This window comes from Chryseobacterium sp. Marseille-Q8038 (assembly GCF_965111995.1).
Map to the genome: position 1 here is coordinate 57,166 of NZ_CBCOPN010000002.1, position 22,314 is coordinate 79,479.

Here is a 22,314-nt window from a genome sequence, read left to right on the forward strand (position 1 = left end):
TTACAAAGATGCTTCCGGTATACTGAAAATAGACAGAACCACCCATTTTTATCCTTTCGGGCTAGAGTTTGGAGATTATTTAGGGACATCTCTTTCAATATCTCCGAATTATAAGTACTCTTCCCAAGGACAAGAAAAGCAAACGGAAACAGGCTGGAGTTCTTACCATTGGCGTAATTATGATGCTTCAATGGCAAGGTTCTTTAATGTTGATCCATTAAGTGAAGACTATGCTTATCAGTCACATTATAATTTCTCTGAAAACAGAGTTGTAGATGGTAGAGAGCTGGAAGGCTTAGAATGGCAAAGCACAAAAAGAGCACAAGATCTTCCTGGTGATCCTGCAGAATTTGCAGAAATGATTGGTGGCGGGATTAACAGTCTAAGAGCTGCAGTAGCCAATAATGTTGCAAGAACAGCTAACTTTTTCTCGAATGATGCTGTAAGAAATAAACTTGTAGTTGGTGAAGATGGCGGTTTAACTCTGTTAACTGGAGTTCCTAAAGAATCCTTCAAAGAGAAAGTAACAAACGGTGCTCTTGATTGGGGTACTATAGCTCTATCCATTGGTGGAGGTCCTGAAGGAATGTTAACGGTACAAGGAGGAAAAGTTCCTGCTTTAAGAGCTTTCGAGTCAGTTAAAGAGTTTCAAAGATTAGAAAAGAAAGCTGCAAAATTAAGTCAAAAACCAAGACCAAATTTACCCTTCACTAAAGCAGGAAAAAAAGTTGTTATTAACTTGAATTCTCATAAGTATGGAGGGAAAACGAAATGTAAGAAATGTCAAGTTGAAACCGTTCCAGCAAAACAGTCTAAAAAAGGAGTTGTGCCAGACAAGAATGAAACGCAGGTTGATCACATTGAAGCAGAATCTCTTGGAGGAAGTGGAACACCTAATAATGGGCAAGTTTTGTGTAGAGACTGTAATATTAAAAAGAGTAATAAAAGAGAATAGATATGGAAAATAGAACAAGAGTTTTTTTTGTACAGCAAATAGCTGAAAATAAATATGAGACTGAATCATTATGGTGTAAGGTCGAAGACAATTTATTTATTGTAGATAATATTCCTTTTATAGCTGAAAGAGTCTCTCTTGGTGATACAATAGAGGCTGAACTTGATGAAGATGATAAACAATATTATTTTGAAGATTTTGTTGCTAATTCTGGTAATACTACTGTGAGAATTTACGTTTACAACGATTATGTAAATAAAATTGAAGAGATTAGAAACCGATTGAAAGATGAAGGCTGTAATACTGAAGTTTTTTCCGAGAGAAATATTATCGCAGTAAATGTTCCACAAGCCGTTTCATACGCACCAATTAAAAAATATTTGGAAAATGGTGAAGGAAATTTGTGGTCTTATGAAGAATCTTGTTTAGAACATGAATATTAAAGTAATGGAAAATAAAGTAACAGTTGTATACTACGATGTCAATCAAGAAATAGCTGAAGAAAAGCTGTGGATAGAAAAGAAGAATGATTTAGAATATCAAATTAAAAACATCCCCTTTTTTGCACCTAACTTGGCATATAATGATATAATATCGGTTGACAATGATGAAGGAGAGTTATATTTCGAGGATCTAATTCGAGCTTCAGAACATAGTACTATACAAATTGTATTTTTTAATTTGGAAAGTATAAAAGATGTAACGAATGATATTGAAAAAATGGACTGTTCTTGGGAAGGAATAGATAATCAACATATTATAGCTATTGATGTGCCTAAAAATGTGGATTATAAGAAAATCCGAGAATATTTAGACAAAAAGTTAAATAGTAAAATTTTAGATTACAAAGAATCATGTCTTTCTGAAACTCACTCAAATAATTTGTAAAATATGAATCGTACAAATAAGAAAATTAACAACATTTCAAAAATGTCAGAAGATGAAAGGTATAACTATTTCATCAGAAAAGTAGCAGATTTTGAAGAATTATGGGGGTTAAATGATGATGGTTGAACTCTACTTGGAGATAATGATGATAATCGAGTACTTCCCGTATGGCCAGAGAAAGAATTTGCAGCACTTTGCGCAGTTGATCTATGGAAAAGTTATAAGCCTGAGGTAATACGATTAGATAACTTTATAGAAAAATGGATTCCTGGTATGACTAATGATAAAACATTAGTAAATGTCTTTCTTACACCAAGTGCTAAAGGAATAGTTATTTCACCGAATGATCTTAACACAGATTTACAAGAAGAATTGGAACAATATGAATAAAAGATAATATAAAAGCTAATAGCAACCCTCCTGCGTTTATACGTTCTCAACCTGTTCGAAAAGATGCATGTGCTAAAATTCCTAATTGTATTTAATATAATAAAGTAAAGAATAATGAACAATGTCGAAAAATTAATCAAAGCAATACAAGAACAAGCTGAGAAATTTTTAGTTGAGAATGGGGAGTTTGCACCTTTTGCAACGTATATAAGAGAAAACGGCAAATTAACATATATTGGAACATATTCTGAAACAGCAGATTCAAAAGAAATGTATGAAACTCTTTTAAATGGAGCTTATGAGAAATTGAAAGATGAAGATGTAAGACTTTATGCCATAGGTTTAGACGGAAAGTTTAATGGCATGGACGTATTAGTTATAGAAATAATTTTATCTCCTGATGATAGATATATTGCTAAATATCCTTATGCTTTGGGAGAGAACGATGTTATATTTGGTGATAAAATTTAGCAAATTACTATGTCAGAAAAATATATAACAGGAATTAGTCAAATCGTTGAAACAAGTAAGAAATTCTTGAAAGAGCTAAAGGAGTTTGCGCCCTTTGGGCTAATTTATAAGAATGGAGAATGGATAGATTTGGCAACTTATGATGATTCTATGGATTCTAATAAGATGAAAAGTTTTTTAATCAATACGATAGTGAAGGATTTTGAAGAAGGAAATACTGAGTTTGGAGCAGTATGTGTTGATGCTAGAATTAAGGATATAGGAGATGTAATAATAATCTATAATACATCGAATGGAAAAGATTGGTATGAGCTAGTCTATAAGTATGAATTTGATGGTGAAGATGCCCAGATTGTAGAAAAAAATATTGAATATTGAGAATGTTATTTTTCAAATGTTAATGATTTAGGGTATTGATCTCAGTACCCTAAATTTTAAGAACCAAAACATATACTACCGATCATCAAGGAAACATCAGAGTTGCGTATTATAAGGATGCTTCCGGAAACCTGAAAATAGACAGGACAACGAACTTTTATCCATTTGGGCTTGAATTCGGTGGAGATCTGAGCACTGCCAATTCAATATCTCCAAACTACAAGTACTCTTCCCAGGGGCAAGAAAAACAAACAGAAACAGGCTGGAGTTCTTACCGATGGAGAAACTATGATGCTTCAATGGCAAGGTTCTTTAATGTTGATCCATTAAGTGAAGACTATGCTTATCAGTCACATTATAATTTCTCTGAAAACAGAGTTGTAGATGGTAGAGAGCTAGAAGGCTTAGAATGGCAAAGCACAAAAAGAGCACAAGATCTTCCTGGTGATCCTGCAGAATTTGCAGAAATGATTGGTGGTGGGATCAACAGTCTAAGAGCTGCAGTAGCCAATAATGTTGTAAGAACAGCTAACTTTTTCTCGAATGATGCTGTAAGAAATAAACTTGTAGTTGGTGAAGATGGTGGTTTAACTCTGTTAACTGGAGTTCCTAAAGAATCCTTCAAAGAGAAAGTAGCAAACGGTGCTCTTGATTGGGGAACTATAGCTTTATCTATTGGGGGAGGGCCTGAAGGTGTTTTAATGGGGAAAGGAGGTAAAGCTCCAGCGATTAAGGCAATTGAAGAGGTTAAAGACGCAGCAAAATATTCACATTTATTGGATCACAAATCAGTAGGTCCAGGTAAGCCATTTACAAGAACTCAGAAAAGAAACATTCTTGCTGAGAATATGAAAAGGAATGGAGGTGTGATTAGAAGTGATAAGAGTGGGGAAATTTTAGATATGCCTAAACAATCGAGAAAAGGAGAAAAGGCCAACATGAATCAAGCAGAAATTGATCATATAAAAGCCAAAAGTAAAGGAGGTGCTAACTCTTATAAGAATGCACAAGTTTTAAGCAAGACAGAAAATCTTGATAAATTAGATAAATAAAAGTACTATGGAAAATTTAAATGAAGCAGTAATAACAACACGCTTTGTGTTAGAAAATAACTCAACAATTGTTTCAGCATTTAAAGATCCTGATGGAGAATGGCAATTTTTTGGGAATGAAGAAGGTATTTCTGAACAAGATGCTAGGATTATCAGTTTAAATGAAATTCTACAGATAGACCCAACTATAAAGAAATTATTAGAAATTGCTTCTGGAAGCCACGCTTATAGAGACAGTAAGGAAGATGATTGGAAAATTGAACAGTATGAATAATAAAGAGGAATTTTTCAAAAAAATTAAAAATAATATTGAAAGAGATATCTTTCATATTACTGTAGTTCAAACCAGCGAAAATCCTAGATTTGCTTATACAATCGGGAATTTAGAAAAACTACAATTTGAATTAATATTAGCAGGAAATGAAAACTATCTTTATAATGATATTTCAAGAATTTTTAATTCAATCGTGCCCAAACTAGGTAAAGAATTAGATACTAATGAATTTTCTTTTGAAGTTAAGGGGCTGGGGACATTTAGACTTAAACAAATTCATGATTCATGGAGTAAACTGATGATGCTAGGAGTCTATGACTATTATAAAGTTGAAGCTTTTAGGGCATATCAAATTTTACCCGATAATAAGCATTATACATTGGACATTCCAGACATGTCAATTGAATGGGATGCAGATAATATTATCTGGAAGTGGCTTGATGATAGAATTGAATGGGAATTTGAAGTACCTCGGGATTCACAAGTTGTAACTGAAGTACAAGTTTTGTTTGGTGAAAAAATAACAGAGGTAACAAGATGGGAAGAAAATGAGTGGGAAGGGTTTACTCAAAATGGAGAAGATGTTGATAAAAATAATTTAAGAGTGATTCCCATTGCAACTTTACTTGGAATTGATAATTCTTTAGAGCCTATTCTAAAGCTAGGCATTGAGAAAGGACTATGGAGAGAGGATGAGAATTCAGAATGGAATAGTTGGGACTAGGCACTTTAACTTTTAAATATTTTGATAATAATTTAGGGTATTGAAATCAATACCCTAAATTTTAACAAAGCCCCCGCTGGTGCGAGCATGCTGCTCGTGTCCACGCTAAAATAAATAACAACCCTTGCATTTATGCAAGGGGTTGTTTATACTATAAGTTTTACTACTTTTAAACTTTGGATGACAACCAGCTTTGTTTCAATCTGTAATTGAATTCTTAGAATAGTTATATATAAACTTAATGATTTTGTTTATGGAGCGTTTAAATTCTAATGATTTTAAACGTAGATTAATACAAAATAAAATTGCATTTTTAAAAAATATGTCTCAACAAGCTTCTGAAGAAAACAAAAAACTTTCTAACTATATTACAAATATTGTTGGTATTAATAAAATAATTGATCGTCATTATGACAAAGAAAAAAGAATTTTATCGATATTTTCACCTGTGATGATCCTCTTTATCCTAGAATAAAAATTTGTGGTACGATAGGAGTATCTGATCACCCCAATAAAATTGAAATGAATAATAATAGCTTTAAAGACATTCCAATAGAGCTTTTAATTGGTGGATACAGAGAATTCAAAATGTTGTCAAATATTCTATCCACAGCAGGATTTTATATTACTAATAATGGGTGGGAATGCCAACCAGGTTCAGTATTTATGAGAATTGTTGAAATGTATTTTGAGACTTCTGAAATGAAACATATTATGTTTACATCACCATTTTTATGGGAGGACAAATTACAACCACTAAAACTTGAAACGAAAACAGTACATTGGCTTTTGTGTATTCCTATTTCTGATAAAGAACTTGAATATAAAATGGAAAATGGTACATCTGCATTAGAAGATATATTTCAGGAAAAAGATATTGATATATTTGATATTAATAGAAAATCAGCTATTTAAGAGTTTTATTTTAGTAGCAAAATTCAAATTGCCACATGAATCCTTTTGTGTGGCATTTTTCTGAATTTAGTGATTAAATACTTCAAAATCTTACTTCCAAATGATAATCCTTAAAAATTATGAAGCTTTTAATTTTACTTTCCTTTGTTCCATTATTACTTGCTAATCCAAAAGAAATTATTTCTGGAAACCTATCTTGCAAAGATTTTAAAACCGGAAAATTTGTATTAATAAGCAATGAGACAAACAGAAAATATCTTATACACAGAACCAAAACTCTTCAGATAGAAGAAGTTTTTGATCTTTCAACAAAGAAAAAAATACAAAAGGACAGATATTATAGAATATTATGGAAGAGTGACTGTCAATTTATATTATTATTAGACCTTACCAAAAGCCAGCATGATGAAACTGACAAGTATATTAACTCTCATGGTGGGTATCTTTGTACGATCAAAAAGATAGAAGGAAAATGTGCTATTATTGAAACCCAATTTGCAGGGGAGATTTTTGCTTCTGAAGTTTGTAAAACTCAATAAGAGATAAATTTATAAATATGTTGATTATTTAGGGTATTGGAAACAGTACCCTAAATTTTAACAAAGTAATTTACTATCAGGTAGGAAACATCAGATTAGCGTATTACAAAAATGCTTCCGGAAAACACTAAGGTAGACAGCGTCCCGCTCATATCCACGTTAGAATAAATAACAACCCTTACATAAATGCAAGGGTTTGTTTATACTACAAGTTTTGCTACTTTTAAACTTTAGATGACAGCCAGCTTTGCTTCAATCTGTAATTGAATTCTCAGAATAGTTATATAAACTTAATGATTTTGTTTATGGACACGAGCAGCATGCTCGCGCAAGCAAGGGAATGCTTTTATCATCAACAAACCAAGCTTATTTCTCTCAAATTCCTACTGCAGATCTAAAGTGGTAGTCTGGATTCCTAAGGAATGACAAAGACATCATGTATATAATCTGTATTAGTTAATTATTCAACATCTACAATTCAACAATACACTTCCCTACCTACATAGCTTGTCATTCCGCAGGAATCTCAACAATCTATTACTGTTTGGGTTAAAACCAGATAAATGCTTTTATCATTACAACAAACCAAGCTTATTTCTCTCAAATTCTTACTGTAGATTAAAGTGGCAGCCTAGATTCCTACGGAATGACAAAAACGCAGGTATAGGATCTGTATTAATTAATTATTCAATATGTACAATTCTAATAATGCACTTACCTACCCACACAGCTTGTCATTTCGTAGGAATCTCAACAATCTACTGAAGTTTGGACTAAAACCAGATGAATGTTTTATCACTACAACAAACCAAGCTTATTCCTCTCCAATTCCTACTGCAGATTAAAGTCGCAGCCTAGATTCCTACGGAATGACAAAAACGCAGGTATAGGATCTGTATTAATTAATTATTCAATATGTACAATTCTAATAATGCACTTACCCTACCCACACAGCTTGTCATTCCGTAGGAATCTCAACAATTTACTGAAGTTTGGGCTAAAGCCAGATGAATGTTTTATCATTACAACAAACCAAGCTTATTCCTCTCAAATTCCTGCTGTAGATCAAAATGGTAGCCTGAGTTCCTATGGAATGACAAGAATCGAAAATATATTTTTTGTAACTTTTGAAAAATAAACACACAAATGATTGAATTTCCAAAAGGAAGATACACCTACTATATCTATATTCTTACTAATAAAAATAGAAAAGTACTTTATACAGGGGTTACAGAAAACCTCCACAGAAGATTGTATCAACACAAAACAAAGCAAAATCGCAGTAGCTTCACGGCAAGATATAATCTTGAATTTTTGATTTATTATGAGAAATATGACTGGATTCATTATGCCATTGAAAGAGAAAAAGAAATTAAAAACTGGTCAAGAATTAAAAAACTTGAACTTATAAGGACAATCAATCCTAATCTAGAATTTTTGAATTACTTGTTTGAAAATTGGCGTTAACATAAACCATTTTATATCAAAATACTAATATTGTCATTCCATAGGAACCCAATTTTCTACAATAAAAATTCTTTATATAATAACTTTGGCTGGATTCCTACGGAATGACAAAGACGCAGGTATAGGATCCGTATTAATTATTCAATATGTACAATTTTAACAATGCACTTACCTTGCCCACGCAGCTTGTCATTCCGCAGGAATCTCAACAATCTATTGATGTTTGGGCTAAAACCAGATGAATGTTTTATCATTACAACAAACCAAGCTTGTTCCTCTCACATTTCTACTGCAGATCAAAGTGGTAGCCTGAGTTCCTTCGGAATGACAAGGTGAATACGTATACTGACTGCTTTATAATAGACGAATGTTTTCCGGAACTCCTACGCCCTTCATAATACTTTAACACCCATTATACCCCATGCCCCAATAAATTTTCGTTCTTTTGCAAAAAGTTTTAATTTTTACCCAACCGCATGTCTAAGTTTGATGAAATCCGGTATTTCAATGATCAGGAAGTAAATGAGAGATTACAGAGTATAGCCCGTGATCCGATGATGAAAGCCTTCATGAATTTTACTTTTCCTGATACGGATGAGCAGGTTTGGCTGGAACAGTTTAAGAATATTCATTCTATCAGTGATTTTCAGCATCAGTTTGTAGCCTATGCCGTTCGCCAGATCCTTGCAAAAAGTTCTGACGGCTTAACGACTTCAGGCTTTGATAAGCTGGATAAGAATACCCCTTACCTTTTCATCTCGAACCACAGAGATATCGTTCTGGATACTTCATTGCTTAATCTGGTATTGCTGGAAGGCGGTTATGTGATGACAGCTTCAGCAATCGGTGATAATCTTGTTCGCAAAAAGTTCTTAAATGTACTGGCTAAACTGAACCGAAATTTTCTGGTGCAAAGAGGTCTGCCACTTCGTGAACAGCTAAAAAGTTCACAAACCATGTCTGAATATATTAAAGAACAGTTGTCTCAGGAAAACCGTTCTGTATGGATTGCACAGCGTGAAGGCCGTACCAAAAACGGTAACGATTCCACCCAGCAGGGAGTTTTGAAAATGCTTGCCATGGCTTCCGGAGACCAGTCTCTGACAGATTATTTTAAAACATTAAAGATCGTTCCGGTTTCCATCTCCTATGAATATGATCCCACAGATTCGTTAAAGATGCCTCAGCTGCTGGCACAGCACAGAGATGAGGAATACATTAAAGGGAAAAATGAAGATTTTACCAATATCATCAGCGGAATTCTGGGGCAAAAGAAACGCATCCATATCCACGCAGGTGAGGTATTAGATAGAGAACTGGATGAAATTGCAGCTACCATTGACAATAAAAATAAACAACTGCAGGCTATTGCACAGGTAATTGACCGTTCTATCATCAGCAATTATAAGCTTTGGCCTACCAAGTATATCGCTTACGACCTGCTTCACAACACTCATACCTATGCTTCCGAATATACGGAACAGGAAAAACAGTTATTTGTCCGCAGACTTGAAATGCGTATTGATCCGTCAGATCCTGTTTCTAAAGAGTATTTCCTGGCGATGTATGCAAATCCTCTGGTCAATAAACTGAAGATCCAGGAAAACCCTGAAGGATAATTAACAATCAGATAAAATTAAAAAACCACTGCTATTGAGTAGTGGTTTTGTTTTATTGAGAATACGAACGAAAATTCATATCAGCTGACCAATAAAAGGGTTGCTATTCTTGAAATTCTGTAATTTTTTATTGGGATGATGACATGGAATCTACTTCTATGATAGCCTCTGCAAATGCTTTCGGAGCTTCCTGTGGTAGATTGTGACCAATTCCGCCTGTTAGGGTATGGTGTGCATATTTGCCTGTAAATCTGGAGGCATAACTTTCCGGTGCAGGAAATGCAGCTCCGTTGGCATCACCTTCCAGGGTAACGGTGGGAACAGTGATAGAAGGAGATTTTGCCAGTCTGGCTTCAAGCGCATCATATTGTTTTTCGCCTTTCGCTAATCCCAGACGCCAGCGGTAATTGTGAATCACAATATCAACATGATCAGGGTTATTGAATGCCTGGGCAGAGCGTTCATAAGTAGTATCATCAAAAGCCCATTTTGGTGAAGCGGTTTTCCATATCAGTTTATTAAATGCCGTAGTGTTGGCTTTATATCCTTTATACCCTCTTTCTGTGGAGAAATAATACTGATACCACCATAAAAGTTCAGCATTTGGAGGTAAAGGCTTTTCATTTGCTTTTGGACTTCCTATTAAATATCCGCTTACAGCTACCAGTCCTGAGCAGCGTTCAGGCCACAGGGCTGCCATGATATCAGCAGTTCTGGCTCCCCAGTCGAAACCGCCAATGATCGCTTTATCAATTTTCAGGGCATCCATAAAAGCAATAATATCCAGTGCAACAGCGCTCTGCTGACCGTTGCGTTTGGTATCCGGAGACACAAAGGTAGTGGTTCCGTAGCCTCTTAAGTAAGGCACTAAGACCCGGTACCCTTTTTCAGCAAGAATAGCAGAAGACTGTTCAAAACTATGGATATCATAAGGCCATCCGTGAAGAAGGATCACAGGTTTTCCATTTTCAGGCCCTACTTCTGCATAGCCTACATCCAGCAGCCCGGCTCTGATTTTCTTTGTATTCTGGAAAGCAGTTCTTACAGCAGTGTTTTCAAGATCTTTTTCGACATTCGTGTAAGTCTGTGCTTTAAGAGATAATAATCCCATTCCTATAAAAATGACCAAGGATAAAATGGCCTGTACTTTTTTACTGAAGTTCAATGTAGTATTCATAATAGTGATGTTTTATGAGGGTAAAATTAGGGTAAAGCAGCGCTCAAAATAAGGGTAAATATGTTGAACAGGTCATATTGAACGGCGAAAACTGATTTTCGGACGGTAAACCAGACAGCTTCCATGCTCTTCTTCATTGGTTTTATTTTCAAAAGAAAGGATTCCTGATGAATAAAAAAGTACCACATCTGGTAAAAACATCATGATAATCATTCTATTAAAAGTAAAATTGCTTATATTTAATTAGATATATTCAAAGAATTCATGTTGTAAAGGCAGGATAATTGCAATAATCTACAAATCACACAAAATAAGACTTATGAATGTACAGTTAGACCCGCAATCTAAGACTGCAAAGAATGCTGTTGATCAATTCCGTTCAGATATTTTGAACGGCCTTAGCAATACTCCTAAAAAATTATCTTCAAAATATTTTTACGATAAGGTCGGCGATCATCTTTTTCAGAAAATCATGGCCATGCCTTCCTATTATCTGACCCGTTGTGAGCTGGATATTTTCAAAAATAAAACAGATGAACTTATTGATCTGCTTATTCCCGGAGACGAACCTTTTGATCTGATTGAATTGGGTGCAGGAGACGCCATGAAATCCACCTATTTACTTGAACAGCTGATCCGGAAAGGGATTAACTTTACTTATATGCCGATTGATATCTCAGGAAATATTCTTTCCATACTTCATCAAAAACTGAGCAGCCAGTTTCCGGAAATTAAAATAACCTGTCTGGAAGGAGATTATTTTGAAATGCTTCAAAAAGCAGCTTCCTTATCGGACAGGAGAAAAGTTGTTCTATTTTTAGGAAGTAATATCGGGAATATGACTCTGGAAGAGGCTGAAGGTTTCTGTCTGCATCTGAATAAAAATTTATCTCCGAAAGATCGTGTATTGATAGGATTTGACTTAATGAAAAATCCACACATTATTCTGGAAGCTTATAATGACAAAGAAGGAATTACCGCTTCTTTTAACCTTAATCTTCTTACCCGCATCAACAATGAACTGGGCGGTAATTTTGATCTGAAACAATTTCAGCATTACCAGACCTATGATCCGGTTAGCGGAGCCTGCAGAAGTTTTCTGATAAGCCTTATCAGCCAGGAAGTGACTATTGACAATACAAGGATTTCTTTTGAAGAAAACGAATGGATTGACATGGAGATTTCGCAAAAATTTTCTTCTGAAAAAATCATGGGTTTAGCCCAACAATCAGGATTTGCCATCGCAGGAACTATCAACGATTCTAAAAAATGGTTTGTAGATTCGATCTGGCAGGTCAAATAAAAAAAGAGGATACACACCACACCTATGTAAAAGTGAAATAAAATAGACTTCTTTCATTGAACATCAATCATTAAAAACTAAAAGACATGACACCAGAGATCACCACAAAAGATTTTACTAAAAAGTATAAGGACATCCGCAGACGTTCTGAAGAAATCTGTGCTCCGCTGGAAATCGAAGATTATGTAGTACAGCCAATTGTAGATGTAAGCCCCCCGAAATGGCATCTTGGTCATACCACCTGGTTTTTTGAAACCTTCATTCTTACCCCACATTTCCCGGATTACAAGGTTTTTGATCCCCAATATAATTTTGTTTTCAACAGCTACTATGAAACTATCGGGGCACGGGTGATCCGGACCGACCGTGGAAATCTCAGCCGTCCTTCCGTTTCAGAGGTGTATCAATATAGAAAATATGTAGATGAGCATATGGAGGTTTTTCTTCAAAGCTCATTTCTGACAGAAGCTCTTGAACCCCTTTTGGAACTGGGGCTTAACCATGAGCAGCAGCACCAGGAGCTGTTAGTTACTGACATTAAATATATTTTAGGACATAATCCGCTTTTCCCTGCTTATACAAAAGAAAAATCCGGACAAAAGAACCCCGGAGATCTGGAAATGTTAAGGTTTTCTGAAGGCATCTATGAAATTGGATTTAAAGGAGAAGGATTTTGCTTTGATAATGAATTAGGAAGGCATAAAGTATATCTTCCAGACTTTAAAATTGCCAACCGTCTCGTCACCAATAGTGAATATTTAGAATTTATGAAAGCAGGCGGATATGAAGATTTCACATACTGGCATGCTGAAGGATGGGACTGGGTGAAACAGAATGCTGCAAAATCTCCACTGTACTGGCATTATATCGAAAACAAATGGATGTATTATACCCTCAACGGATTACAGGAAATAAACCCTGATGCTCCATTGTGCCACGTTAATTTCTATGAAGCGTCTGCTTTTGCTTCCTGGAAAGGAATGCGTCTGCCCACCGAGGAAGAATGGGAAACAGCTTCCATTTATTTTGACTGGGGAACACGCTGGGAATGGACGAATTCTGCTTATCTGCCCTACCCTCATTTTAAGAAAGAAGCAGGAGCAGTAGGTGAATATAACGGAAAGTTCATGATCAATCAAATGGTTTTAAGAGGAGCTTCGGAAGCCACACCTCCGGGACACAGCAGAAATACCTACCGCAATTTTTTTCAGCCTAATTTAAAATGGCAGTTCACAGGAATCAGACTTGCCCAGTAATTTTTTACCGATGATCACAGTAGAATCAATTTCAAAAAGTTTTAACGGAAAAAAAGCAGTAGATCAAATTTCTTTTCAGGCACTTGATCAGGAAATCCTTGTTCTTTTGGGAACCAGCGGGTGCGGGAAAACAACCACACTTAAGATGATCAACCGTCTCATAGAAGCAGATTCCGGAAATATTTTTATAGATGGCAAAAATATCCGTGATCAGAAAGCTGAGGAACTGAGAATGGAAATTGGTTTTGTCATGCAACATTCGGGGTTATTTCCCCATTATACCATTCAGCAGAATATTGCGGTAGTTCCTGAACTGTTGAAATGGGACAAAAAGAAGACGCAAAGAAAAATGGATGAGCTTTTGGCCAAACTCCACCTTTCTGAAGAGATACTTTCCCGATTTCCCCACGAGTTGAGCGGTGGACAACAGCAGCGGGTAGGTATTGCAAGAGCATTGATTGCAGATAATCCCGTTTTGCTGATGGACGAACCTTTTGGAGCGCTTGATACCATTACTAAGGCTGACATTCATTCGGAATTTAAATCGCTGGAAGAACTTAAAAGTAAAACTATCATATTGGTTACCCATGATGTACAGGAGGCCTTTGAGCTGGGCCACCGGATATGCCTGATGGATCAGGGAAAAATTATACAGACCGGTACTCCCGGAGAAATGCTTTACCACCCTGAAAATGACTTTGTGCGTGATTTTTTTGCCAAAAACCGTCTTTTATTAGAGTATAAAGTAACATCATTACACCACATCAGTCCGTTTCTTACACCAGAAAATGTATACCACAGACCAAATGGTACGGGCAGTACAAGTGTGTGGGATATTTTACAGCAATTGAGTTCCGATCATCAAAACGCTGAAGTATATGAACAAGTGATCAGAGCGTTTAATCATTACAGAAAATCACAGATGGTATGACGCAGCAACAGAGTCTTTGGCAATTTATTGCCGAACAGCACGAAAAGCTTACTACCCAGATCATTCAGCATCTTGGGCTTACCTTTTTGTCTTTGCTTCTGGCCATCATTGTTGGAGTGCCATTAGGTATCCTGATTTCAAGAAAAAAGAAACTTTCCAGCCCGGTGCTGGGTACCGCAGGTATTTTACAGACCATTCCGAGTATTGCCTTGCTTGGATTTATGATTCCTGTTTTCGGGATTGGTCCGAAGCCGGCCATTGCTGCTTTATTGATCTATGCTCTTCTTCCCATTATCCGGAATACCTACACTGGAATTATGGGTGTAGATCCGGCTGTGATTGAGGCAGCCAAGGCTATGGGAATGAACAGAAACCAACTTCTTTTTAAGGTTAAACTTCCTTTGGCCATGCCGGTTATCATTGCCGGTATCAGGACCGCTGCTGTAATTAATGTAGGAGTGGCTACTCTGGCATCATTTGTGGCAGCAGGTGGTTTGGGAGAGTTTATCTTTGGAGGAATTTCACTCAACAATACGAATATGATTCTTGCCGGAGCCATTCCTGCGGCATTATTAGCTATCTTTCTGGACCAGGTTATTGCCATGATTCAGAAATCGGGATACCGGTTCTTTCAAAAGCTGAAATATATTCTTCCTGTTATCTTTATTATTCTGGGAATAGGATATCTTCTGACTTTTGTGTCACACCGGTCGATTAGGGCTGGTTTTACACCGGAATTTATGGGAAGACAAGATGGTGATATCGGGCTTCGTTCGGTATATGGACTGAATGTGAATCCCCTTGTGGTAAGTGATGCGATAATGTATAAGGCTGCTTATGAGAATGAACTGGATCTGATCAGCGGATATTCTACAGACGGAAGAATCAAAGCGTATGATCTGTATGTCCTGAATGATGATAAAAAAATATTTCCGCCTTATTATGCTGCTCCCATCATCAAGACCAAGACTCTGAAAAAATTCCCGGAATTGGAAAACACCTTAAATCTATTGGCTGAAAAGTTCAATGATTCTATCATGACGGATCTGAATTACAGAGCTGATCATCTCCATCAAACTCCGGAAAAGATTGCAAAGGAATTTCTCATCAGAAATAATCTGTATAAAAGTCCCCGGAAAGGTAATGCAGGAATCGTCAGGATTGGTTCAAAAATCTTTGGGGAACAATATATTCTCGCAGAAATATATACCCTGCTTATTGAAGGATACACAGATTATAAAGTGGAAACCAAAACAGGTTTAGGAGGAACAAAAATATGTTTTGATGCTTTAATGAATGATGCCATAGATTTTTATCCTGAATACACGGGAACAGGGCTTCTGGTGCTTTTAAAACCTTCCACAGAGACCATCAGCAATGTGTCCAAAAGTCCCGCTGCAACCTATGAATATGTGAATACAGAGTTTGAAAAACAATATGGAATTCAATGGCTGAAACCACTTGGGTTTAACAATGCTTATGCTCTGATGATGCGGAGAAAGCAGGCTGAAGAGCTTCATATCAAAAGTATATCTGATCTTACCCATTATTTTGATGGAAACTAAATTTCCATTGATGATCCGGATAGCTTGAATCAGGAATATATCTCATTTTTATTAAAAAACAGCAGGAAAAGTCTTTTGAAATCCATCAGTTTTTCCAAAAACCCTATCTTCGTATCTGAAAAAAATTGACAAAAATTGACAAAATGAAGAAAATAATATTGCTGGCTTCGGTTGTATTTGTTCTCCATTCATGTGTGGTAAGAACAGCTACAAAAGTAGTTTCCGGAGCGGTAAGCTTAAGTTATAAAGCCGTAAAAGGAACCGTAAACGGGATCAGCTGGGCGGTAAGCAAAGCGAAAGGAAAAATAGACGAAGACCGCGTGGATGGTACCTGGAAAGTAGTAGGTGTATACCGTGGTTCTTTTGAAGATTTTTCGAAAGATCAGAATCCTGACGGCTCATTTACCTCAGAATGTACAGAAGGTTTTGATCAGATTGTTTTCAAGGCTAAAAAATCTAAATTCAAACCGGTACACTGCAGTACGCAGGATGAGGATTGGGTGAAATATTCTATGGAATTTGGAAAAAACCCTTCAACGAAGGAAAAGGAAAATTATATAGAATACAATTCCAACAACTATATTTCAGTTATTGATGTTACTAATAAAACGATGGTTCTGGAAGGCAATCTGATGCCGAAATTAGGTTTTTCCGGAGCTAAATTATATCTTCTGGAAAAAGTAAAATAACAATATAAAGCAGGTTATTTTAAAAACTGAGCTGCGATAAAATATCCGGCTCCTACCACCAATAATGGCAGTGCTATTGAGATCAGGATTAATGGCCAGGCAAAAATTCTGAAATACGTATATAATTCTACCGAAGAAGGATCATCCGGATCATAGATAACCGTCTCCGTTTCCCCTACCGACCACGCTGAAGGATTGGTTCCTTCAGGCAGTTCATAGGTATATTCAATATTATTTTGGGTACGGAAGGTAAATAGAGGACTGAATACTACTCCATCCGATTCAAATTCCCGAAGTGAGGTAACGGTTGCCGTTGCCTTTTCGGCTTTCTTTAAGAATAAGAGTGTGCTTTTGAGGCTCAGCAATGCTGCAACAAACAGAATCACTCCTGCTCCAAGGATAAAATAATATTGCCACATACCTTTCGTTTTATTTCTGTTCATAGTACTGCTTTCCGGAAACAAATATTCATCTATTGCATTTATTTTCAGATTGATACTCTAAATATACAAAGATTTTCATTGTAGGAGCAGTGATCTGGTTTCTATGTCCACAATCTTCTTTCCCTGTTCTCCCAGATAGTGGACAACCAGTTTTTCATATACTTTGTAACCGTCATCAACATTGGTAAATATCACAATCCCTTTACCTGAATTAGGCACTACAATAGCAATACAATGGGTGCCATGATCCGTCCCGCCGTGAGCCAATGCATAATCCCCATTTCCAAGGTCATATATTTCAAAACCCAATCCGAAATACTTGTTCTCTTTAGTTTTTACCTGCTTTTTAATCATCTCCTGAAAAACCTCTGGCTTCATATTTTTCTTTTTCATGACACTGACCATAAAATTCCCGTAATCTTCTACCGTAGTATGGAGATCATCGGCAGCATTAGCCGTTTTAGTTTTTTCTATGGGATAAGCTTCTCCTTTTTCATTGTATCCTGTTACAAATCTTGATTCATCCGTGCTTTGATCCCAGATGTAGCTTGTATCACTCATTTTGAGGGGGTTAAAAATCAATTCTCCGGCAAGCTTTTCCAGCGATTTCCCAAACTTCTTTTCTAATGCTTTCCGAAGGTATTCAAAACCATCTCCTGAGTATTGGTATTTTGTGCCGGGATCAAATTGAAAATTCAGTTTTTTATCTGTATTCATCCATCTCCAGTTGGGAAAACCGGTCTGATGGGTCAGGATCATTCTGGTGGTAAGTTTTTTATGCCTAGGATCGTTGGCAATATCAGGATCTGTCCAGTAAGTATCTAAGGGTTCGTCCAGTTTCCATTGTCCTGAACTTATCAGACGTAAAGTGACCATTGCCGTGACAGGTTTGGTGAGAGATGCTACATTAAAATAGGCATTACGGGGAGCTGGCATTCCTTTTTTATAATCTCCAAAAACTTTTACCTGCTGAAGTTTTCCTCCTTCAATAATTCCTAACCCCAGCGCAGGAATATTATTTTCTTTCAGCCAGTTTTCCATGGAACGATCGTTATCAAATAGGGTTTCACTATCTGTAGTCTGCTTCGGATGGTGATTAAAACTCAATGAATTTTTAAGTTTCCATTCATCATTTTCCAGCATCCAGAGGTGGGTAAACTTTGCTTCTCCAACTAATTTTTCAACGTGATTTCCGGTGTTTTCATAGAACAGATGATCTCCATTCTGAATAGCAGCATATATTTTCCCTTCTTTATACATGGGATAAATTTCAGTACTTTTCTCCACCAGAACTCTTTTTAGCTGATACGTTTCGGGAGATTTGCATAATCCGTTTTTAAAATCAATGATGAATTTTTTCCGGTCTTCAAAACCGCCTTTATCGTGATAAAATTCAAACGTATCGCTTAACAGATTTTCCATCTTCTTTATGTTGCAGGTATTGTAGCCTGCTGAAAAAAACAGGCTGTCTTTCGACATAATGGTTTTATAAAGGGAATCTGTATTTTTGAGTTGCGCCTGGTGTATGCTAAAGAATAGGGTGCAAAAAGGAAGGAAAAACTGAGTAAGCTTTGTCATTGTTATTTTTTTGACAAAGATTCAATTTCATTTCGTTTTTTAAATAAAAATGAACCCGACAAAAACCCGACAAAGTCACGACACAAATTATAACATACTGAATTTCAGATTGAAATACAATTTCTTCTTACGATCAATCTCAGCAGCATTCCGGAGGATCATCAATACGTTGGATAATACAATAAGGATCATCAGAATAAGGGTAAACTCTTTTCCGAGCTTTAAAAAGATACCGAGCATAAATACAATGGGCGCCATAGCAGTCCAAAACATCTGCAACGAAATAATCTGTTTAGTAAGAGTGTTTCTCTGCTTCATGAAAAACATCAGCAGAAAAGGAGCCAGAATATTTAATGGAGGTATAATTACAAATAATAAGGAGGAGAGATTGATCATTTTAACCAAAGAATAATTGATGGTTTCAGATTCTTCTGCAGCTTCTGTTGTTACCTCATTATTTTCCGGGAAAATGACAGCTTCTTCCTGCAATAATAAAGATTCGTCTATTTCCAAAGTCTGTGCAAGGGCTCTCAGCGTATGTCCTTTAGGTTCTGTTCCGGATTCTATCCTTTGAATGGTTCTTACAGAAATCTTTGATTTTTCTGACAGCTCCTCCTGCGTCAGGTTTTTTTGTTCTCTTATGGCTTTTAGCTTGGACATCTTTTAGAGTAATTCGAAAAAAATTATTTTGGCTAATTTACAGTTTTCCCTTATAAAAAAAACAGAAACTATTTTCTTTACGGAGGCTAATGCTAAAAATTGGTATTCGTATAAAAAATAAATGTATTTTTATTTAAAAATAACCTTCTATTTTTCAATCATTTATAAACATCAACACCAGATCAGTTTATGGAAAATACAATCTCCAAATCCGAAATCAGGAAGAATATTGCTACTTACCTGATTCTTACCTTACTTTTCTGTCTCCCGGTTTATTATATGTGTATCCGTACCGGAAAACTTGGCGGCGGCATTATATCTTATGCTACTATTGTCATGTGGTGTCCCGCTATTGCTGCATTCCTTACCTGCCGTATCCGAAATATCCCGATTTCTTCTCTGGGCTGGAAATGGGGACTTACGAAATACCAGATCATGGCTTACTGCATTCCTGTTCTTTACAGTTTAGTTCCTTACCTCATCATCTGGATCAGTGGAGCCGGCGGTTTCTATAATCATGAATTTGTAGCAGAAATGGGCAAAGGAATGGGCTGGAATCTTTCTGATGGCATGACGATCATCCTGTATATTATTCTGATGAGCAGCTTTGGTATGGTACGTTCGGTAGGATCTGCATTAGGGGAAGAAATAGGCTGGCGCGGTCTTCTGACTCCTCAATTGGCCAAAATGAATTCTTATACTGCGACTTCTCTTTGGATGGGTGTGATATGGTCTGTCTATCATTATCCTCTGCTGCTTTTTTCCAATTATAATACGGGCGGCCCCAAATGGCTGGCTTTTTTATGTTTTACGGTGATGATATTTGCAGCCTGTTTCATTTTTACCTGGTTACGGTTAAAATCCGGAAGTTTATGGACAGGTGTTATTTTACATGCCAGCCACAATCTTTTTATACAGTCTATTTTCACACCGCTTACGGTAGATACGGGAAATACCAATTATTATATTGATGAGTTTGGGGTTGCTCTGCCTATTGCAACCGCTATTGTTGCTTATTTCTTCTGGCGAAAGAGAAAAGAACTTCCAGCAGTTTCAGATCGAACATCCGCTATTTTTTGTATTTAATTTAAATAAGAAACGGCATTCTGAATAGCTTCAGAATGCCGTTTTTTTTGGAGCATGGTATATTTATTTTAATCAATCTTTTCGGAACTTTCCAGGAGTTTTTCGTAGCTTTTCTTTCGCTGCGGGATATTACGTTCGTATCCTGTTTCTCTTTCTACCCAGTCTAAGGGCTGCAGATATCTCAGAATAATATCCATATCATCAGTATTAAAGCCTTCTGAGTAGTTGCTTTTTTCTTCTTTCAGAATAGGTTCGGGAGGCTTTTGATCTTTGCGATAGGGAGACAGGTCGGATCCGGCATACTTTTTCTTTTTGGCATCGCCTTCATCGTCTATTTCTTTTATCTTTTTTTCAAGGTTTTTGATAGTCTGACTTTGCGGATTTTCCCCGCTTTCTTTTAATCTTTCAATATGATCTTTAAATGGTTGTTTCCTTCCCCTGATCTCTGTGTTTATTTCCTGAATCTGATATTGAATAAATTTACCGGATCTTGTAGGAGGTTCACCCAATAAAAGCCTTTCATATCCGGTGGCTTTACCTCCTTTTTCTGTTTCACCGTCTCCTCTATTAAACCAAATGGTCATTCTGCCTCCGCTTTCACTTCCTTTTTCTTCCATATACCGAACCGTGTATCCTAACATCGCCATCACTTCTAAGTTACCACTTCTGAATCCCAGATGTTTTACATTTTGAAAATGCCTCTGAAAATAATCATACAACTTAAACTGGCCTAAACGGGTGTTTCCTCCCCATGCTTTCAGTTCGGAAGAGTTTCCTTTCCAAAATTCTGTAATATTGAATACTTTTTTTGGGCCATAATATCTATTAATCTCCTCTGCTGTTTCATCGTATTTCTTTGCTCTTTCTTTTATGTATCCCTTATCTCCGGTAATAATGATGGCATCATACATATCTGCCACTCTATGCACAATCTGCTTGATTCCCCAATAGCTGGTATCATGTTCTATGTGAATATCACCTCCTTTTCCGCTGAAACGGGACCATAAAATCAGTAAATTTTTCCCGCTTGTGGGGATCCCCTGTGTTTGCAGCCATATTTCTATCGCATTATCCTGGCTTCCGTTGATGTCCCAGACATTTCTAAGATTATTTCTCATCTCATCAGAAAAGTTTTGCGCAATATACTGGGTTCCTTCCCCTACTGGTTTATAGTAGTTTCTGATTATTTCTCCTTTTGAAATATTAGGATAATGTATTAAAAGGTTTATTACTTTTTTTTTCAGCTCACTTGCCAACCCGGGACTTCTCACTTCCGGAACTCTATGAGTATGTATCCTGTCTTCACTTATTCCGGAATTCCTGTAGAATTCTCTGATCGATTTGCTGTTATCATACGGATCATTTACATTCTCAAATTCATCCATTGTTGTAGATAGCAATACGTGGTATCTTTCATCATTAATCAATGTTGCAGCAATGGCAAACATATCTCCGGTGGCATATCCCGGCTGTACTATTATAAAGGGAGGTCTCACTTCCGGTTCTTCGTTGTTCTGATTATTCATATTATGATTTTAAATGTTAGAATAGGTTATCAGACAAATTTCAAAGTAAACCTGCTGCTGTTATAGAGGGGATCTACCCATTTTCAAAAACTAAGGGTTTACCCGTATTCACAGGTGATGTATTTATGTATTCATATGTATTTTCATGAAGCAGATAGGAAGCTGGAGGTTGGGAGGGGGAAGTTCATGAACGCAATTGAAGAGCGTCCTCTTTTTTATTCAACTTTATAAAATTTCATTCATCAATAAACCCTTAAAGAAATAATTGGCCGGATAGTAACTTCCGGCTTCATTCTTCCAGCTTCTGGCTTTTAAGATAGATTATTTCTTTTTTTACTATTTCTTAAATACAATCCATTTTTAAAAAAATTCACTCATAGGAGAATTCCCTTATTTTTTAAAATTCCGTTTTTTCCCTTAATGAAGAT

At 36.3% G+C, this 22,314-nt stretch carries 26 protein-coding genes and 1 pseudogene; 21 read left to right on the top strand and 6 right to left on the bottom strand.

The features are described 5' to 3' along the window. Positions 1–190: 190 nt before the first annotated feature. The 15 genes and pseudogenes from ACWPWS_RS14100 to ACWPWS_RS14170 all read left to right on the top strand — a co-directional run bounded on the left by ACWPWS_RS14100 (position 191) and on the right by ACWPWS_RS14170 (position 9,672). Positions 191–955, top strand: coding sequence for an HNH endonuclease (locus ACWPWS_RS14100; RefSeq protein WP_454046934.1), 765 nt, complete (start codon positions 191–193; stop codon positions 953–955). 2 nt (positions 956–957) lie between these two features. Then, the gene (locus ACWPWS_RS14105; protein WP_454046935.1) at positions 958–1,398 is read left to right on the top strand and encodes a DUF4265 domain-containing protein; all 441 of its coding nucleotides are present in this window, start codon (positions 958–960) and stop codon (positions 1,396–1,398) included. 4 nt (positions 1,399–1,402) lie between these two features. Beyond that, a complete protein-coding gene (locus tag ACWPWS_RS14110; protein ID WP_454046936.1) occupies positions 1,403–1,843 on the top strand; it encodes a DUF4265 domain-containing protein in 441 nt (146 codons plus the stop codon). Between the two features lie 3 nt (positions 1,844–1,846). Beyond that, positions 1,847–1,969, top strand: a complete 123-nt coding sequence (locus ACWPWS_RS14115; protein WP_454046937.1) for a hypothetical protein — start codon at positions 1,847–1,849, stop codon at positions 1,967–1,969. 21 nt (positions 1,970–1,990) lie between these two features. Continuing rightward, positions 1,991–2,233, top strand: a pseudogene (locus ACWPWS_RS14120) (DUF2750 domain-containing protein); the annotation flags it as partial. A 114-nt stretch (positions 2,234–2,347) separates the two neighbouring features. Continuing rightward, positions 2,348–2,704: a hypothetical protein gene (locus tag ACWPWS_RS14125; RefSeq protein WP_209788725.1), complete on the top strand. Its 357-nt coding sequence runs from the start codon at positions 2,348–2,350 to the stop codon at positions 2,702–2,704. Positions 2,705–2,713: 9 nt separating this feature from the next. Beyond that, positions 2,714–3,082, top strand: coding sequence for a hypothetical protein (locus ACWPWS_RS14130; RefSeq protein ID WP_454046938.1), 369 nt, complete (start codon positions 2,714–2,716; stop codon positions 3,080–3,082). 188 nt (positions 3,083–3,270) lie between these two features. Beyond that, a complete protein-coding gene (locus ACWPWS_RS14135) occupies positions 3,271–4,134 on the top strand; it encodes an RHS repeat-associated core domain-containing protein (protein ID WP_454048192.1) in 864 nt (287 codons plus the stop codon). A gap of 7 nt (positions 4,135–4,141) precedes the next feature. After that, positions 4,142–4,408: a hypothetical protein gene (locus ACWPWS_RS14140; protein ID WP_454046939.1), complete on the top strand. Its 267-nt coding sequence runs from the start codon at positions 4,142–4,144 to the stop codon at positions 4,406–4,408. Continuing rightward, entirely contained in the window at positions 4,401–5,132 is a 732-nt protein-coding gene (locus ACWPWS_RS14145) for a DUF4262 domain-containing protein (protein WP_454046940.1), read from the top strand. Before ACWPWS_RS14140 ends, ACWPWS_RS14145 begins: the two co-directional genes overlap by 8 nt. Before the next feature lie 253 nt (positions 5,133–5,385). After that, complete coding sequence (locus ACWPWS_RS14150; protein WP_454046941.1) at positions 5,386–5,607, top strand: hypothetical protein; 222 nt, start codon at positions 5,386–5,388, stop codon at positions 5,605–5,607. A gap of 2 nt (positions 5,608–5,609) precedes the next feature. After that, complete coding sequence (locus ACWPWS_RS14155; protein ID WP_454048193.1) at positions 5,610–6,047, top strand: suppressor of fused domain protein; 438 nt, start codon at positions 5,610–5,612, stop codon at positions 6,045–6,047. A 119-nt stretch (positions 6,048–6,166) separates the two neighbouring features. Then, complete coding sequence (locus ACWPWS_RS14160; RefSeq protein WP_454046942.1) at positions 6,167–6,586, top strand: hypothetical protein; 420 nt, start codon at positions 6,167–6,169, stop codon at positions 6,584–6,586. A gap of 1,146 nt (positions 6,587–7,732) precedes the next feature. Continuing rightward, positions 7,733–8,053, top strand: a complete 321-nt coding sequence (locus tag ACWPWS_RS14165) for a GIY-YIG nuclease family protein (protein ID WP_209788699.1) — start codon at positions 7,733–7,735, stop codon at positions 8,051–8,053. A 476-nt stretch (positions 8,054–8,529) separates the two neighbouring features. Next, complete coding sequence (locus tag ACWPWS_RS14170; protein WP_454046943.1) at positions 8,530–9,672, top strand: 1-acyl-sn-glycerol-3-phosphate acyltransferase; 1,143 nt, start codon at positions 8,530–8,532, stop codon at positions 9,670–9,672. A gap of 127 nt (positions 9,673–9,799) precedes the next feature. On the opposite strand, the gene ACWPWS_RS14175 is transcribed toward ACWPWS_RS14170, so the two are convergent. Continuing rightward, the gene (locus ACWPWS_RS14175) at positions 9,800–10,849 is read right to left on the bottom strand and encodes an alpha/beta fold hydrolase (protein WP_454046944.1); all 1,050 of its coding nucleotides are present in this window, start codon (positions 10,847–10,849) and stop codon (positions 9,800–9,802) included. Positions 10,850–10,921: 72 nt separating this feature from the next. After that, a complete protein-coding gene (locus ACWPWS_RS14180; protein WP_454046945.1) occupies positions 10,922–11,053 on the bottom strand; it encodes a hypothetical protein in 132 nt (43 codons plus the stop codon). 115 nt (positions 11,054–11,168) lie between these two features. On the opposite strand from ACWPWS_RS14180, the gene ACWPWS_RS14185 reads away from it, so the two are divergent. The 5 genes from ACWPWS_RS14185 to ACWPWS_RS14205 all read left to right on the top strand — a co-directional run bounded on the left by ACWPWS_RS14185 (position 11,169) and on the right by ACWPWS_RS14205 (position 16,593). After that, a complete protein-coding gene (locus ACWPWS_RS14185) occupies positions 11,169–12,152 on the top strand; it encodes an L-histidine N(alpha)-methyltransferase (RefSeq protein WP_454046946.1) in 984 nt (327 codons plus the stop codon). A gap of 86 nt (positions 12,153–12,238) precedes the next feature. Further along, a complete protein-coding gene (egtB, locus tag ACWPWS_RS14190) occupies positions 12,239–13,408 on the top strand; it encodes an ergothioneine biosynthesis protein EgtB (protein WP_454046947.1) in 1,170 nt (389 codons plus the stop codon). A 10-nt stretch (positions 13,409–13,418) separates the two neighbouring features. Further along, positions 13,419–14,339, top strand: coding sequence for an ABC transporter ATP-binding protein (locus ACWPWS_RS14195; RefSeq protein WP_454046948.1), 921 nt, complete (start codon positions 13,419–13,421; stop codon positions 14,337–14,339). After that, on the top strand, positions 14,336–15,904 hold the full coding sequence (locus ACWPWS_RS14200; RefSeq protein WP_454046949.1) for an ABC transporter permease/substrate-binding protein: 1,569 nt from the start codon (positions 14,336–14,338) through the stop codon (positions 15,902–15,904). The genes ACWPWS_RS14195 and ACWPWS_RS14200 overlap by 4 nt, the downstream gene beginning before the upstream one ends. Before the next feature lie 143 nt (positions 15,905–16,047). Next, positions 16,048–16,593, top strand: a complete 546-nt coding sequence (locus ACWPWS_RS14205; protein ID WP_309512509.1) for a hypothetical protein — start codon at positions 16,048–16,050, stop codon at positions 16,591–16,593. Positions 16,594–16,607: 14 nt separating this feature from the next. Here the strand turns inward: ACWPWS_RS14205 and ACWPWS_RS14210 are convergent, their stop codons facing one another. The 3 genes from ACWPWS_RS14210 to ACWPWS_RS14220 all read right to left on the bottom strand — a co-directional run bounded on the left by ACWPWS_RS14210 (position 16,608) and on the right by ACWPWS_RS14220 (position 19,274). Next, positions 16,608–17,036, bottom strand: a complete 429-nt coding sequence (locus tag ACWPWS_RS14210) for a DUF3592 domain-containing protein (protein WP_209788677.1) — start codon at positions 17,034–17,036, stop codon at positions 16,608–16,610. A 75-nt stretch (positions 17,037–17,111) separates the two neighbouring features. After that, positions 17,112–18,614 carry a serine hydrolase gene (locus ACWPWS_RS14215; protein ID WP_454046950.1) on the bottom strand — a complete coding sequence of 501 codons (1,503 nt, stop codon included), beginning with the start codon at positions 18,612–18,614 and terminating at the stop codon, positions 17,112–17,114. 87 nt (positions 18,615–18,701) lie between these two features. After that, on the bottom strand, positions 18,702–19,274 hold the full coding sequence (locus ACWPWS_RS14220; RefSeq protein WP_454046951.1) for a helix-turn-helix domain-containing protein: 573 nt from the start codon (positions 19,272–19,274) through the stop codon (positions 18,702–18,704). 189 nt (positions 19,275–19,463) lie between these two features. Here ACWPWS_RS14220 and ACWPWS_RS14225 point away from each other — a divergent pair, with 189 nt between their 5' ends. Beyond that, positions 19,464–20,360 (top strand): CPBP family glutamic-type intramembrane protease, encoded by an 897-nt coding sequence (locus ACWPWS_RS14225; RefSeq protein ID WP_454046952.1) that lies wholly within the window; start codon positions 19,464–19,466, stop codon positions 20,358–20,360. A 68-nt stretch (positions 20,361–20,428) separates the two neighbouring features. On the opposite strand, the gene ACWPWS_RS14230 is transcribed toward ACWPWS_RS14225, so the two are convergent. After that, on the bottom strand, positions 20,429–21,886 hold the full coding sequence (locus ACWPWS_RS14230) for a hypothetical protein (protein WP_454046953.1): 1,458 nt from the start codon (positions 21,884–21,886) through the stop codon (positions 20,429–20,431). Between the last annotated feature and the right edge of the window lie 428 nt (positions 21,887–22,314).

Excerpts from the sequence above, each read along its gene's own strand:
- ACWPWS_RS14125 (WP_209788725.1), top strand. The coding sequence starts at position 2,348 with ATGAACAATGTCGAAAAATTAATCAAAGCAATACAAGAACAAGCTGAG.
- ACWPWS_RS14110 (WP_454046936.1), top strand. The coding sequence starts at position 1,403 with ATGGAAAATAAAGTAACAGTTGTATACTACGATGTCAATCAAGAAATA.
- ACWPWS_RS14150 (WP_454046941.1), top strand. The coding sequence starts at position 5,386 with ATGGAGCGTTTAAATTCTAATGATTTTAAACGTAGATTAATACAAAAT.
- ACWPWS_RS14215 (WP_454046950.1), bottom strand. The coding sequence starts at position 18,614 with ATGACAAAGCTTACTCAGTTTTTCCTTCCTTTTTGCACCCTATTCTTT.
- ACWPWS_RS14160 (WP_454046942.1), top strand. The coding sequence starts at position 6,167 with ATGAAGCTTTTAATTTTACTTTCCTTTGTTCCATTATTACTTGCTAAT.
- ACWPWS_RS14130 (WP_454046938.1), top strand. The coding sequence starts at position 2,714 with ATGTCAGAAAAATATATAACAGGAATTAGTCAAATCGTTGAAACAAGT.
- ACWPWS_RS14210 (WP_209788677.1), bottom strand. The coding sequence starts at position 17,036 with ATGAACAGAAATAAAACGAAAGGTATGTGGCAATATTATTTTATCCTT.
- ACWPWS_RS14145 (WP_454046940.1), top strand. The coding sequence starts at position 4,401 with ATGAATAATAAAGAGGAATTTTTCAAAAAAATTAAAAATAATATTGAA.
- ACWPWS_RS14200 (WP_454046949.1), top strand. The coding sequence starts at position 14,336 with ATGACGCAGCAACAGAGTCTTTGGCAATTTATTGCCGAACAGCACGAA.
- ACWPWS_RS14185 (WP_454046946.1), top strand. The coding sequence starts at position 11,169 with ATGAATGTACAGTTAGACCCGCAATCTAAGACTGCAAAGAATGCTGTT.
- ACWPWS_RS14195 (WP_454046948.1), top strand. The coding sequence starts at position 13,419 with ATGATCACAGTAGAATCAATTTCAAAAAGTTTTAACGGAAAAAAAGCA.
- ACWPWS_RS14140 (WP_454046939.1), top strand. The coding sequence starts at position 4,142 with ATGGAAAATTTAAATGAAGCAGTAATAACAACACGCTTTGTGTTAGAA.
- egtB (WP_454046947.1), top strand. The coding sequence starts at position 12,239 with ATGACACCAGAGATCACCACAAAAGATTTTACTAAAAAGTATAAGGAC.
- ACWPWS_RS14175 (WP_454046944.1), bottom strand. The coding sequence starts at position 10,849 with ATGAATACTACATTGAACTTCAGTAAAAAAGTACAGGCCATTTTATCC.
- ACWPWS_RS14115 (WP_454046937.1), top strand. The coding sequence starts at position 1,847 with ATGAATCGTACAAATAAGAAAATTAACAACATTTCAAAAATGTCAGAA.
- ACWPWS_RS14220 (WP_454046951.1), bottom strand. The coding sequence starts at position 19,274 with ATGTCCAAGCTAAAAGCCATAAGAGAACAAAAAAACCTGACGCAGGAG.
- ACWPWS_RS14230 (WP_454046953.1), bottom strand. The coding sequence starts at position 21,886 with ATGAATAATCAGAACAACGAAGAACCGGAAGTGAGACCTCCCTTTATA.
- ACWPWS_RS14165 (WP_209788699.1), top strand. The coding sequence starts at position 7,733 with ATGATTGAATTTCCAAAAGGAAGATACACCTACTATATCTATATTCTT.
- ACWPWS_RS14105 (WP_454046935.1), top strand. The coding sequence starts at position 958 with ATGGAAAATAGAACAAGAGTTTTTTTTGTACAGCAAATAGCTGAAAAT.
- ACWPWS_RS14180 (WP_454046945.1), bottom strand. The coding sequence starts at position 11,053 with ATGATGTTTTTACCAGATGTGGTACTTTTTTATTCATCAGGAATCCTT.
- ACWPWS_RS14100 (WP_454046934.1), top strand. The coding sequence starts at position 191 with ATGGCAAGGTTCTTTAATGTTGATCCATTAAGTGAAGACTATGCTTAT.
- ACWPWS_RS14225 (WP_454046952.1), top strand. The coding sequence starts at position 19,464 with ATGGAAAATACAATCTCCAAATCCGAAATCAGGAAGAATATTGCTACT.
- ACWPWS_RS14170 (WP_454046943.1), top strand. The coding sequence starts at position 8,530 with ATGTCTAAGTTTGATGAAATCCGGTATTTCAATGATCAGGAAGTAAAT.
- ACWPWS_RS14205 (WP_309512509.1), top strand. The coding sequence starts at position 16,048 with ATGAAGAAAATAATATTGCTGGCTTCGGTTGTATTTGTTCTCCATTCA.